The sequence below is a fragment of the Bacillus sp. XF8 genome (assembly GCF_017498755.1).
GTDB lineage: Bacteria > Bacillota > Bacilli > Bacillales > Bacillaceae_G > Bacillus_A > Bacillus_A bingmayongensis.
On record NZ_JAGDQK010000040.1, the window covers coordinates 30,271 to 42,868 of the forward strand.

General features: G+C 34.3%; 11 protein-coding genes and 2 pseudogenes. 8 read left to right on the forward strand and 5 right to left on the reverse strand.

Annotation, left to right across the window (positions count from 1 at the left end; translation table 11 throughout):
* The first annotated feature begins 342 nt into the window (after positions 1–342).
* The 5 genes and pseudogenes from J4P91_RS22595 (at position 343) to J4P91_RS22610 (ending at position 3,901) form a co-directional block, all read left to right on the forward strand.
* A complete protein-coding gene (locus J4P91_RS22595; protein WP_207995910.1) occupies positions 343–960 on the forward strand; it encodes a DUF47 domain-containing protein in 618 nt (205 codons plus the stop codon).
* A 71-nt stretch (positions 961–1,031) separates the two neighbouring features.
* Positions 1,032–2,018 carry an inorganic phosphate transporter gene (locus tag J4P91_RS22600; RefSeq protein ID WP_207995911.1) on the forward strand — a complete coding sequence of 329 codons (987 nt, stop codon included), beginning with the start codon at positions 1,032–1,034 and terminating at the stop codon, positions 2,016–2,018.
* A 471-nt stretch (positions 2,019–2,489) separates the two neighbouring features.
* Positions 2,490–3,253: pseudogene (locus J4P91_RS22605) on the forward strand (hypothetical protein).
* 113 nt (positions 3,254–3,366) lie between these two features.
* A pseudogene (locus J4P91_RS29605) lies at positions 3,367–3,474 on the forward strand (GntT/GntP/DsdX family permease); the annotation flags it as partial.
* A 205-nt stretch (positions 3,475–3,679) separates the two neighbouring features.
* Complete coding sequence (locus J4P91_RS22610; protein WP_207995912.1) at positions 3,680–3,901, forward strand: YjcZ family sporulation protein; 222 nt, start codon at positions 3,680–3,682, stop codon at positions 3,899–3,901.
* Between the two features lie 51 nt (positions 3,902–3,952).
* Here J4P91_RS22610 and J4P91_RS22615 read toward each other — a convergent pair whose 3' ends face one another.
* From J4P91_RS22615 to J4P91_RS22635, 5 genes are all read right to left on the reverse strand, one after another.
* Positions 3,953–5,926 carry an FtsX-like permease family protein gene (locus J4P91_RS22615; protein ID WP_207995913.1) on the reverse strand — a complete coding sequence of 658 codons (1,974 nt, stop codon included), beginning with the start codon at positions 5,924–5,926 and terminating at the stop codon, positions 3,953–3,955.
* Positions 5,923–6,675, reverse strand: coding sequence for an ABC transporter ATP-binding protein (locus J4P91_RS22620; RefSeq protein WP_207995914.1), 753 nt, complete (start codon positions 6,673–6,675; stop codon positions 5,923–5,925). The genes J4P91_RS22615 and J4P91_RS22620 overlap by 4 nt, the downstream gene beginning before the upstream one ends.
* Positions 6,676–6,696: 21 nt before the next feature.
* Entirely contained in the window at positions 6,697–8,667 is a 1,971-nt protein-coding gene (locus J4P91_RS22625; protein WP_207995915.1) for an ABC transporter permease, read from the reverse strand.
* A gap of 94 nt (positions 8,668–8,761) precedes the next feature.
* The gene (locus J4P91_RS22630; RefSeq protein ID WP_017153689.1) at positions 8,762–9,784 is read right to left on the reverse strand and encodes a sensor histidine kinase; all 1,023 of its coding nucleotides are present in this window, start codon (positions 9,782–9,784) and stop codon (positions 8,762–8,764) included.
* A gap of 2 nt (positions 9,785–9,786) precedes the next feature.
* Positions 9,787–10,482: a response regulator transcription factor gene (locus tag J4P91_RS22635; protein ID WP_207995916.1), complete on the reverse strand. Its 696-nt coding sequence runs from the start codon at positions 10,480–10,482 to the stop codon at positions 9,787–9,789.
* A 356-nt stretch (positions 10,483–10,838) separates the two neighbouring features.
* Here J4P91_RS22635 and J4P91_RS22640 point away from each other — a divergent pair, with 356 nt between their 5' ends.
* Genes J4P91_RS22640 through J4P91_RS22650 form a run of 3 tightly spaced genes read left to right on the forward strand, consistent with a single transcriptional unit; the run spans position 10,839 to position 12,415 of the window.
* Complete coding sequence (locus J4P91_RS22640) at positions 10,839–11,111, forward strand: autorepressor SdpR family transcription factor (protein WP_016116817.1); 273 nt, start codon at positions 10,839–10,841, stop codon at positions 11,109–11,111.
* The gene (locus tag J4P91_RS22645) at positions 11,108–11,758 is read left to right on the forward strand and encodes an SdpI family protein (RefSeq protein ID WP_017153692.1); all 651 of its coding nucleotides are present in this window, start codon (positions 11,108–11,110) and stop codon (positions 11,756–11,758) included. The genes J4P91_RS22640 and J4P91_RS22645 overlap by 4 nt, the downstream gene beginning before the upstream one ends.
* A 21-nt stretch (positions 11,759–11,779) precedes the next feature.
* On the forward strand, positions 11,780–12,415 hold the full coding sequence (locus J4P91_RS22650; RefSeq protein WP_017153693.1) for an SdpI family protein: 636 nt from the start codon (positions 11,780–11,782) through the stop codon (positions 12,413–12,415).
* Positions 12,416–12,598: the final 183 nt, after the last annotated feature.

Consider the following 12,598-nt stretch of genomic DNA (forward strand, 5'->3'; position numbering starts at 1 on the left):
CACGACTTTTATTCAACGGTTGGCATAGAAAAGAGCACTATTTACTCGCAATAGTGCTCTTTTTTATGCCAAACATTTCTTATTTCGGTAAACCTTCCTGTTAGTGAAATAAGGGAATCTGAAATCCTTTCAATTAGTAAGATTCGGTTCACTTTATAAACGATATGACTTTTTTATATGTTTTCTTCAACTAGCGCAACCCCTTAGCTTAATATAAGGTCAATTGTTTTGACACCTTAATTTAATTAACATTCATGGATTGAATTGTGCTATAAGGAAATATTAAGGTTGTATGATTCACGCTTGATATTTAAACTCATTGGACAAAGTGGAGGTAATAGCATGGCTGTAAGAAAAAAAGACAAGTTTACAAATCACTTAAGTAATATTTCTTTAAATTTAAAAGAAAGTGCTAATTATTTCGCTGACTATAAACTAAAAAATGTTAATGACCTTAAAATTTTTTCTGAAAAAATGAAGGAATATGAATCGGAGGGGGATTCTTTGGTTCATGAAGTTATCAAAGATTTACACAATGCTTTCATCACTTCCATTGAACGAGAAGATATTTTATCTCTTACCTTGAGCATGGATGATGTTTTAGATGGGTTAGAACATACTGCTGCTCTATTTGAAATGTATTCTATAGTAAATGCTGATAATTATATGCTTAAGTTTGTTGATGCTATCCGTAATTGCACTGCTGAAATTGTGGCAGCGGTTGAAATGTTGGCAACAAAGAAATTACTAAATATGAGGGATCATGCCATCAAAATTAAAGAGTTGGAATCAAAATGTGATGGGATTTTGCGTGAATCCATTAAAAATCTGTTTGCTAATGAAAAAGATCCTATTCGTATTATTCAATATAAAGAAATCTATGAAGAGCTCGAAAACATTGCGGATTTTTGTCAGAATGTAGCCAACACATTAGAAAGCATTATCATGAAGAATGCTTAACCGTGTTCAAGCAGTATTAATATAGTTCTGGAGTAAAAATTAATACAGTCAAAAAATATGTGGAGGCTCTAATGACAACAATAATTATTATCGTTATTCTTGGTTTAATTTTCGAATTCATTAATGGATTTCATGATACAGCTAATGCAATTGCAATGTCAGTTTCTACAAAGGCTTTATCACCACGATTCGCGGTTATTTATGCAGGTGTATTAAATTTTATAGGTGCTTTAATATCAGAAGCCGTAGCAAAATCGATTGGCGGTAAAATTGCTGATCCTTTTCAGATTGAAAATGGCTTGTTAATCGTCATTGCTGCTCTTATTGCCGCTATATTTTGGAATCTGTTTACATGGTACTATGGGATTCCTTCTTCATCGTCACACACTTTAATCGGATCTGTTGCTGGAGCTGTTATTTTTGGATCAGGAATACATTCTATAAATTGGGAAGGTTTCACAGATATTATAAAAGCCCTAATCATTTCTCCTTTTTTAGCTTTTATAGTAGGATTTATTCTAATGAAAATATTAGCAATTGTTTTTAAAAACGTAAATCCTCGCCGTGCGACTCGTGGTTTTCGAGGGTTTCAAGTCATAGCTTCTGGTTTAGCTGCATTTTCTCATGGAGGAAATGATGGACAAAAAACAATGGGAATTATTGTTTTTGCTTTAGTAGCGGGTGGTTACCAAGCTACATTAGATGTACCACTTTGGGTACAAATTACTTGTGCAGCGACAATTGGTCTAGGAACAATGATTGGTGGAATGCGAATTATTAAAACTGTTGCTAAAAAAATATTTAAAGTTCAACCTATCAATGGATTTGCTGCAGATTTAACATCGTTTGTAGTACTGCAAGGTGCTACTATGTTAGGCCTACCAGTATCAACCACACACGTATCTTCATCTGCCATTTTAGGCGTTGGTTCCGCTAAACGTGTTCGAGGTGTAAATTGGGGAGTCGCTATAAGAATTGTGACGACTTGGGTTATTACACTGCCAATATCGGCATTATTAGCTGGCTTAGTAATGATGATAATAAAAATTTTCATATAAGGATGTTAGAGGAAAAAACAATGGTTAAGTGTCTAATAATAGTTCAGGCATTTTAGGAGCCATTCATGTTAATTGAGAAAACAGAAAAAGAGTGGTAAAAACAATAAAAAATATTTGTTCGTTACCACTCTTTTAAAAAGCCATGAATATGTAATTCTCTTTCTTCAACCATCCTGTCCATTAACTTAATAAGGTAATGGGCGATAATCTTTAATAGAGCTTAACTTTAATTACCCACTTTTTTCTTCCGGTTGGGAACATATTAAAGGGAAATAACCTAATTATTATCTGATGATTATGAATGGTCTTTGTAATATGCAATATTATGATTCAGGATAGAATATGAATTAGAAACAGTTGAATTCTCAATTTTAGTGGAGGTATTGTATGATACATATCAATAGAGAAAGATGGGGCAGGGTTCAGAGTATATGTATATTTAGCTTACTATTAAGTACAGTCTTTACACCAATGCTTCTTTACATTGTATATGGATTGCAATTAGCAACTGGATTTGAAGGATACTGGCCATCTATCTTATTTTATACTACCTATATGACTGGGGTGTTCATTTGGATACCTATAGTTAGTAAGATTGGTATTCATCGATCTTTATACTGGTCAGTTTTCATTACGATTGTATCGATAATTAGTGTTGTCTTTTTTAAAGATTCTTCCCTGTGGCTCGAAGGAAGCGCATTAGTTTCTGGTTTTTCAGTTAGTACTATTTCTTCAATGACAAGCACTTTATTATTTCATCACGTAGAAAGAGGAGGGAAAGTTTTTAACAAAAATCAACAAGCCATGATTATGTTTATCGTTTTTTTCTTGTTAATTTTAATTCTTTTGGCAATTAGCTTAGTAAACCTGCCATTAGTAACTTTATTGTAACAATTGGGAGCTATACATTTAACATAATTTCTTCTCAAAATAATATGAATGTATATACCCATAATCCTTCACATAGAGAGCTTTCACTACTCATTCATACAACTTGGAGATCGATTGGAAATATGTGTTTACAATTCTTTGTATTTATTGTGATTGTGACAGTTGGAATCTACTACGACGTCCCGTGGTCTCAACTTTTCCAAACAATTGCCGGAAAGAATAAGTTGCAGATTCCGGGGTTACCAGTATCGTTATTAATGTCTATTTTAGCATTCTGTTGTTGGCTGGGAATGGTAGGCTTAGGTGTTTGGATTAGTAAAAGAGCAACTCCAAAAGAAGCGTAGAATGATGTAAGCAGGTATTTATTTAGAAAATAGGTACCTGCTCTATTTTTTTTACGCTCCATCTTTTTCAACAAAAAACAAACTTAACATTTTGTAAACGATAATAGTTTTGATATATAGATTTAACAGTGAAAGAGACGTTTAAGATGTGGATGGTATTAGAGACATTACTTTCATTTATCGCATTTAGATTTGCTCTATTACTTGATATGTTTATTTAGGGAAAGGGTATCCCTTATATTTATGCTGTTAAAGGGATTCACGTTCAATGAGTGTCCTCTTTTTTTTTCATCTAAATGAACTGAGCCCGTTTTTTGGAAATACAAGCTTCCGATTTGCCCTATAGACATAATATAAATGGAATCCCCTCATTTAGAACAAGATAGAATTTCTTGTTACGAATGACACTAAAGGAGGAATAGAGCAATGAGTGAAAGTTTCGATCATAGACATAAAGGTCATGACCATGACCGTGACCGTTGTCATGACCGTGATCGTTGTCATGGCTTTGGCGGCGGCTTCGCGCTTCTAATTGTGTTGTTTATTTTGTTGATCATCATCGGTGCTAGCTGCTTCGGCGGTTTCGGTGGAGGTCACTGTGGTTTTGGCGGCGGTTTTGGTGGCGGTTTTGGCGGTTATTGTTGCTAACAGTTACAAACTATTGAAATAGCCTTGTGCATGCGCACAAGGCTATTTTATTCAAAATTTAAGGCGTTGTGATAATTTATTTATGTAAAAGGAACGGATTAGGAAAAAGAAAATAATCTCTACAATCCCAAATAGAGTTAATACGAATAGTAATTCTTTTAATAATGAAAATGAGTATATAAATTGTAAAAATTGAATGGCGAATATCGTATGCATAGCAGCAACGATATAAGGTACAAAAAATAGAATTGCCAATTGAATGGTTGCCGAATGAAACATCTCGTTTTCTGTTAATCCAATTTTCGTAATGGTAATATATTTCTGTTCTTCCCTTGTTAAATCGTTATACATTCGGAAATATAGAACACTAGCTGCCCCCATAAAGATGATAACCCCAAGAAATGTACCGATAAAGAAACCAGAAACATTATTTTGTTTACTATAATACAGTTCGTCACTAGCCGTAAAAATAGAGAATGGGATGTGCGTTTGTGTGTTCTTATTTTGTTCTTCAGCTTTAGAAATATTGTCACTATCTTTGTTTATGACTTTTAAAGCATTTGTAGTTGGTAAAAGGGCCTGTTCCCAGTTTTCCACTATATAATTATAAATTGTCATCGTTTCGATATGAGGAATCATCGTTTCGACTACATGATCTTGCATAACCAGAATATAAGGAAGAGCATACTTTGGCTGAATTGCTTGTTCAGAAAAGCCTTTTATATGAAATGTTTTTTTGTTAGATTCAATCGTAATATTTTCTCGTTGTTCAAAAGGGTGCATGATTAAACTTCCTGTAGCTTTTGAATACCTCGAAACAATATAGGTTTCGGATTCACTCAGTTGAATGGTAAGTCTGTTTAATAGTGTAGAAAGTTGGTTATAATCACTTTCTTTCATAATGGCAATATCAGTATTAAAAGCTCGATCGTTTAATACGGTGAATTTGTGTTTTTTATACTGAAATTCGTGATTTGTTAACTCTCTTTCGATTGTATCCGTATGCTTTTTTTCAAAAGGATTTTTCTCATCAGATATATACGTGAAAGGAAAGGGATAATCTACTACAATTGCTGCTTTTGTGTAATTATTGATTGCAAAAAGTAATGTGATAATCGTGAATGTAAGCGCAGATAGCATAGTAACGATAAAAAGCATATTAATATTACCACGTGTACGTGTTGCTAAATCTGAGATCCAAAGCATATTAATTTTTTTCATATAAAAACGGCGTCTCTTTTTTAATAACCAAATGAAAAGAAAAAGTGTTTGTGAAAATAGTAAATAGGTTCCAATTGTTACAAGTGGAATGATAGATAATGGTGGAACAATGGAAAATCCGCTTCGAATTGTTTTCTCTGATACATAACTTTCTGGAACACCAGCGATATAATAGCACCCTACTAAACAAGCCACTCCAAAAAGAGAAATGAGAATAGAAGGGCGTCTCTCTTTTTTTGGTTGACCGTCGTCTTTTATTAAGCGTATTGTTTTACGCGTGCGAATTAATATGGGTGTGAAAGTAGAAACAATCAAAAATAAAATGATAAATGTTATGGTCGTTATGATAATTGCTTTTGTTGGCCAATATAAATAAAGCCCTTTTACCCCTGTTAATTTAGAAGTAACTAGTAGAAAAAAGTTAGAAAACATAAGGCCAATTTGAATACCTGCAAAAATTGCTAATAGTCCAATCATCATATTTTCCAGAAACACAAGTCGTTTTAATTGTTTCTTTGAAATGCCAAGAATGGTCAAAATGCCGAATTGCTTTTTGCGTACTTTTAAAAATGCTCCTATAGAATAAAGGAGAAAAAAGAACGAAAACATGATGATGACAAATTGTGCCATCCCAATGAGATTCATAAGTGGTCCTCGTTCTTGTAAGTCTTGTAAACGTGGGTGATACGAATACACAGTAAATGAAAAGAAAACCGTAATTGAAAATACACTGCTTACAAAATAGGCAAAGTATGCTTTTGAATTACGAGAGACATTTTTAAATGCAAACTGCCAAAATGTCATCCGCGTCTTCCTCCCAGTAACGCCAGTACATCTAATATTTCTTGATAAAACTTTTCACGATATAAACCTCGGTGTAATTCATTGTATAGCTCACCATCTTTAATAAAAATTACGCGGTTGCAGTAACTAGCTGCAAATGGATCATGTGTCACCATTAAAATGGTAGCTTGCTCTTCTTTATTTAATTTTGTAAAAAGTTCCATTACATCGATTGCTGCTTTAGAATCTAAATTTCCTGTAGGCTCATCGGCAAGCAGGAGTGATGGATTATGAATAACAGCACGAGCAACTGCAGTACGCTGCGCTTGTCCACCAGAAACTTCAAAAATCCGCTTATCTAAAATGTGATCAATCCCAAGTTTCTTTGAAATCCTATCTAATCTCTTATCCATTTCTTTTAACGGAACATTATCTAACGTTAATGGGAGTACAATATTCTCACCAATTGTTAATGTATCTAGTAGATTAAAGTTTTGAAAGACAAATCCTAATTCTTGGCGGCGGAAAACCGCTAATTTTTCTCTGCGGAATGTGTGCGGCTGTTTTCCGTTAATAAAAACCTCCCCAGCAGTAGGGGAATCAATTGTTGAAATTACATTTAAAAAAGTAGATTTACCGCTCCCAGAAGGTCCCATAATTGCGACAAATTCACCTTTATCCACATGTAAATTAATATTTTTTAAAGCGGTATGAGGGACTTTGCCCTCATACACTTTGGAGACATTTTTAATGTGTAATACTTCTTCCATAAAAACTCACCTTTCTATTTCTTAAAGCTTAATATGCCGTGATAGTTTTTGCATATATAGGGAACGAATTAACAGGAAAAAGAGAATCTCAACTGTTCCAAAAATCGTAAGAACCACTGTAATCTCAGCAAATAATGAAAGGTCTATGATTTCTTGTAACATCTTTGTAGCAAACATTGTATGGATGGAAGCCATAATATATGGAACAAAGAATAAAATCGCAAGCTGGATGGTTGCTGAGCGCTTCATCTCAGATTCCGTTAACCCAATTTTCGTAATGGTAATATACTTTTCTTGTTCATTTGTTAAATCCGTATACATGCGGAAATAAAGGACACTTCCAGCTCCAATGAAGAAAATGACGCCAAGGAATGTTCCAATTAAGAAGAATGAAGCGGCACCTGATTTAATTTCGTATAGCGTATAACTCGCTTCCCGCATAATATATAAAGGTTCATCAGATACGATGCTTTTTCGATCTTTTCTCAATTTATCAAGATATTCTGTAGCGATTACATGTGTTTTTTCCCAATCTTTTACTTGAAAGTTATACAGTGTCATATGTTTCATGTTATTCGATAAGGTATGTACAGTATCATCAGATAAAACTAGTAACTGTGACGCCAATCCAGTTGGTATTACGCTAAAATTCTCATAACCTTTTACTTGGAATGTAGTGGAGGTTTGAGAAAGTGTAATGTTTTTTTGTTTGAGCTCTTCTTGCATTGGACTCAATATGTTTTGATATCCGTATCCAGGTAGTATGTATGTTTCATTCTCTTTTACAAAAAGGTGCTTGAGATGTAAAGCAGTCGCAAGTTTATTATAGTCACTTTCTTTTAATACAAATGCTTCTCTTTCATAGGGGTTAGTTTCATTTTTTTGTAATGAAACTGCATATAAGTCTGTTTTGACCTTTTTATAGGTAAATTGCTCTTCGCTAAGTCGTTTTTCTAACCAGTCCATATGCTGTGAAGCAAATGGATTGGCATCGTATGAAAGATAGGTAAACGGAAAGGGGGTATTATTTGCTACATCAAACTTCATAAACTTCCCAAATCCATAGATGAATGTAATCATCGTAAATGCAAGTGTAGATAGCATTGCAACAATAAAAAGCATATTAACATTTGTTCGAATGCGGCTTGCTAAATCTGAAATCCACAGCATATTAATACGTTTCATATAAAATGTTCTTCGTCTTTTCAATATGCGAATGAGCAGGAAACTAATTTGAGAAAAGAAAAGATAAGTTCCAATCGCAACTAGTGACGGAATAACAAAAATACTAGAAAATAAGTATATAGCTCCTATTTCAGTACCGAGAGATATAAAATATTTTGGGTTTCCAGCTAGTACATATCCAGATAGCAAACATATAGCACCGAATAGAGAAATCAGGATAGACGGCTTTCGGTCCTTTTGTTTTACATTCCCTTCTTTTAGAAGACGTACTGCTTTTCTTGTTCGAATAAGCATAGGAGTGAAAGCTGATACAACGATAAAGAGTCCCAAAAAGATTGTCGCCGTTAAAATGATAGCTCCTTTTGGCCAATATAAATATAGTCCGGGAGCAAATGTAATTTTCGCTGTTATCAATAAGAAAAATTGTGAAAATACAAGGCCGAACTGAATACCAAAGAAAATGGATAATACTCCAATTAACATATTTTCCATGAAAACAAGGCGCTTCAATTGCTTTCTTGATATTCCTAAAACGGTTAAAATTCCAAATTGTTTTTTTCGAACCTTTAAGAAGGTGCCGATAGAATAAAGCAAGAAGAAAAAAGAGAAAAACACAATGACTACTTCCGAAGCGATCATTAACCCTGAAATTGCATCAATTGTACTAGAATTTTGTAATCGAGGATGAAATAAATACACCGCAAACGAAAAGAAAATCGCAATGGAAAACGCACTGCTTACAAAGTAGGCGAAATAAGCCCGAGAGTTTCGAGTTACATTTTTAAATGCAAATTGCCAAAATGTCATGATGTATACCTCCAAATCGAAGATATAGGCTCTGCCGTGTTGTAAAAAATGTATGAGAGTGAGTTCTCATACATTTTACTGAAATATGTAATTTTCATTCGTTTGTCACCTTCCCTAATTCATCTGCTTGGTTATTGGCAGCATTATGGAAGATGATTTTAACACTCGTTCCTTTTCCAACTTCAGAGTCTAACTTTACGGAATGTCCTAAATAAGTACAAATTTTACTTACAATATAAAGCCCCATACCAGTTGATTCTCCAAAAGTGCGTCCATTTTTCCCAGTGTAAAATGGTTCAAATACTCTTCGCACATCTTCCTGCGGGATACCAACACCTTCATCACGAACTTCTAGAATAATGTCTTTGCCGTTTCGATAAGCAGACAAGAAGACTTTCTTACCACGTTCGCCAGAATAACGAACAGCATTGGTCATTAATTGATAAATAATAAATTTTAACCACTTCGCATCAGAAGCGACCTTAAGATCGGAATGGACTTCTAGAACAGGGAAGACCCCATTACGAATAAAGAGTTCCTTTAAGCCATTAATATTTTTCGTTACAGCATCTTTCAGTGAAAGTGTTTCTACATGGAAGTCTTCATGGAAGTTATTTAATCTTGCCATATATAAAGCCATATCCAGTCCTTGGTTTAATCTTTCTAGCTCTTTCTTAAACTTAGGGATGAGATGCTCGTCTTCCATTTCTAGTACCATTAGCTGCATAACAGAAACCGGGGTTTTCATTTGGTGCACCCAGTGATTAATAAACAATTGATGCTCTTGTTGTTTTACTTCATATGTTTGTAGTTCTTTTTGGAATAGGCGATATTGCGTACGAACAAGCTCATTTACGCCGTGTGGCATTGGTGCGGCTGCTCTTTCAATAAATGCATCTTCCATTTTTTCTGGTGGCTCACTTAATCTGTGATACATTCTGCGATTACGAACATAACGATAAGCAAGGAAGCAAATAAATAAATATAGACTTAACACAATGAAGTAAAACTTGTTGTTTTGGAAGCCATCTACTGCATCATAAAGAATAAAAATGATACCGAAGTTTAGTGCATATAATAGAAAAAATGCAAAATGATCACGCAAAAATAACTTCATTCTTATTCACTCCAAGTTGCATTCAAACGATACCCTAATCCGCGTACTGTTTCAATTGCATTTTCAATACCTAGCTCATTAAATTTCTTACGAAGACGTGTAATGTTTACGTTTAATGTGTTTTCTTCAACGAAGCTTTCATCGTCCCAAAGTGCTGCTAATAAATCTTCACGGCTTGCTGTACGTGGGAATTTTGATAACAGCATTTCTGCCAAGATTGCTTCTTTCTTTGTTAAAAGAACTTGCTCAGTTCCAAAATGGATTTCTGGTCGTTCAGGGAATAATTTTAACCCTTCTACTTCCACAATTCGTTCTGAAATATTTGGTGCATAGTCACCGTAAATACGGCGTAATTGCCCTTTAATTTTCGCCATTACAACATCATAGTGGAATGGTTTTGTAATGTAATCATCTGCACCGCTCTCAATTGCCATAATTTGTTCCATTTCACCTGCGCGAGCAGAAATGAAAATAATTGGACAAGTAGATTCATGACGAATTTGACGGCACCAGTAGAAACCATCGAATTTCGGTAAGTTCACATCGAGTAGAACAAGATGTGGCTTCACATCGTTAAATGATTCCATAATATCATCAAAGTTCTCCGCAACAACTGCATCGTAACCGTATTTTTGAATATGAGACTGTAGTAAAGAAGAGATATTTGGATCGTCTTCAACGATTAAAATTTTATACATATATATTCCTCCTAAAAAACAATTGTAGCTATAGTGTACCATGTGTTTCCTGTCTTTTCATTACCCCGCTTTAACGGGCAGTAATACTTCCGCCTTAAAGCTCAGCAAAAGCGAAGAAGTTAGGATGGAGATAAACTGCCCGTAAAAGCCCGATTGGTGAGGGCTAATAATCAGTGGGGATGAAAAAATCCCCACTGATTAAAGTTTCACTTTACCTTGAAATGAGAGCTAGTAAACAGTATAGGTCAAAAGTAGGAAAAGTAAAAAGGGCAGTGGATATAATTGACAATTTGTAGTTTTTATTTTAACATTTAGATAAATATCTAAATGTCTAATTAGTGAAAGGAAGAAAGACATTGAACCAAGCATTTAAAGCATTAGCAGACCCAACAAGGCGAAAAATTTTAGATTTATTAAAAGAAGGCGATTTAACAGCTGGTGAAATTGCCGAACATTTTAATATGACAAAGCCAAGTATTTCGCATCATTTAAGTGCGCTTAAAAACGCTGAACTTATTCAAGATGAAAAAAGGGGACAATTCGTTGTGTATTCCTTAAACACTACTGTTTTTCAAGATTTATTAACATGGGTGTTTACGTTTACAAATAAAGGGGGAGAGGGGAAATGAGGAAGCATTTGTTACCGTGGATTTTCATTATTGCGGTTGCAATTGGTTGGTATATTGTTTGGCCGCATTTACCAGAGCAAATCCCACGTCATTATAATGCATCTGGTGAGGTAGATGGATATTTTTCTAAAGTAGAAGCGACCTTTGTTTCAATAGGCAGCATGATATTGTTCTATGTGATATGGATATTTATAGGGAAAATCGATTTAACGAAGGGGAATCATAAACAGCATGCTAAAGTACTTTCTATGACAAATCATGCTATTCTTTTTGTGGTTTTTGGATGTAATATTTTCGCATTATTAGCTTCATCTGGATATATTGTTTCAGGCTCAATAGCATTTAATTTTGGATTAGGAACGATATTTCTTGTCGTAGGTAACTATATGCAGCAGACAAAGCCAAATGGTTTTGTAGGAATTCGAATGTACTGGACATTAGAAAATCCAGAAGTATGGCGTAAAACGCACCGATTTGCTTCAAAGGTATTTGTAATTGGGGCAATATTCATGTATGTTGCTGCAGTATTTCCTGATCCTATCAATATGTTTAGTGCAATTGGAACAATTTTATTATGCATTATCATCTCAACGATAAAATCATATTCGATTTATAAAAAAGAAATAGGGTTAGGCGGAAAATACTAAAAGTATAGGAAGTGTAGGGGAATGAAAAAACATCTTTTTGCAATCATATTAATTCTTATAACTTGTGTAGCGTGGGCGATTTCTTGGCCATATTTGCCGGATACAATTGCAACGCATTGGAGTGGTGGTACTGCAGATGGATTTTCGTCTAAATTATCTGCAATGATGTCTGTAGTTGGGATTATGATTGGATTATATATATTCCTGAATATCGTACCAAAGGTTGATCCAAAGAAAGAGAATTATAAGAAGTTTCCTAAAGGGCTTATGATGATAAACAATGCATTATTAGTGCTTTTATTTATAGGAAACATGGCTGTTATTACAACTGGACTTGGATATAATGTATTTCTTCATCGGGTACCAGAATTACTGGTCGGTATTTTATTTTTAATCATCGGTAACTATTTGCCGCAGTGTAAACCAAACTTCTTTGTTGGCATGCGTAATCCTTGGACGTTAAGCAATGAAGAAGTATGGCGCAAGACACATCGCTTTAGCGGAAAAGTATTTGTAGCTCTAGGTCTGCTCATGATTGTAAGTATTGTTGTGCCAGCTAACTTGAGATCATATATGATGCTTGCGATGATATTAATTGCTGTAGTGCTGACGAATTTATATTCTTATGTCTTATATAAAAAAGAAATGCAATTATAACTAGAAGTTGTCGCTCTTTAGGGCAGGTTGGAATCAATCATACGCAGTAGGAATGAAGTCTTACTGCGTAAAGCTTTGTTTCGGGAGTCTGAATATTCGAAGAAAATGGGGTTTTGAAGAAGTTTAATCTTGGTATTTGATTATTAGTAGGAATAGGACACAAGAAACGGTCAAATATATTGA

Excerpts from the sequence above, each read along its gene's own strand:
- J4P91_RS22635 (WP_207995916.1), bottom strand. The coding sequence starts at position 10,482 with ATGTATAAAATTTTAATCGTTGAAGACGATCCAAATATCTCTTCTTTA.
- J4P91_RS22625 (WP_207995915.1), bottom strand. The coding sequence starts at position 8,667 with ATGACATTTTGGCAATTTGCATTTAAAAATGTAACTCGAAACTCTCGG.
- J4P91_RS22615 (WP_207995913.1), bottom strand. The coding sequence starts at position 5,926 with ATGACATTTTGGCAGTTTGCATTTAAAAATGTCTCTCGTAATTCAAAA.
- J4P91_RS22595 (WP_207995910.1), top strand. The coding sequence starts at position 343 with ATGGCTGTAAGAAAAAAAGACAAGTTTACAAATCACTTAAGTAATATT.
- J4P91_RS22600 (WP_207995911.1), top strand. The coding sequence starts at position 1,032 with ATGACAACAATAATTATTATCGTTATTCTTGGTTTAATTTTCGAATTC.
- J4P91_RS22620 (WP_207995914.1), bottom strand. The coding sequence starts at position 6,675 with ATGGAAGAAGTATTACACATTAAAAATGTCTCCAAAGTGTATGAGGGC.
- J4P91_RS22630 (WP_017153689.1), bottom strand. The coding sequence starts at position 9,784 with ATGAAGTTATTTTTGCGTGATCATTTTGCATTTTTTCTATTATATGCA.
- J4P91_RS22610 (WP_207995912.1), top strand. The coding sequence starts at position 3,680 with ATGAGTGAAAGTTTCGATCATAGACATAAAGGTCATGACCATGACCGT.
- J4P91_RS22645 (WP_017153692.1), top strand. The coding sequence starts at position 11,108 with ATGAGGAAGCATTTGTTACCGTGGATTTTCATTATTGCGGTTGCAATT.
- J4P91_RS22650 (WP_017153693.1), top strand. The coding sequence starts at position 11,780 with ATGAAAAAACATCTTTTTGCAATCATATTAATTCTTATAACTTGTGTA.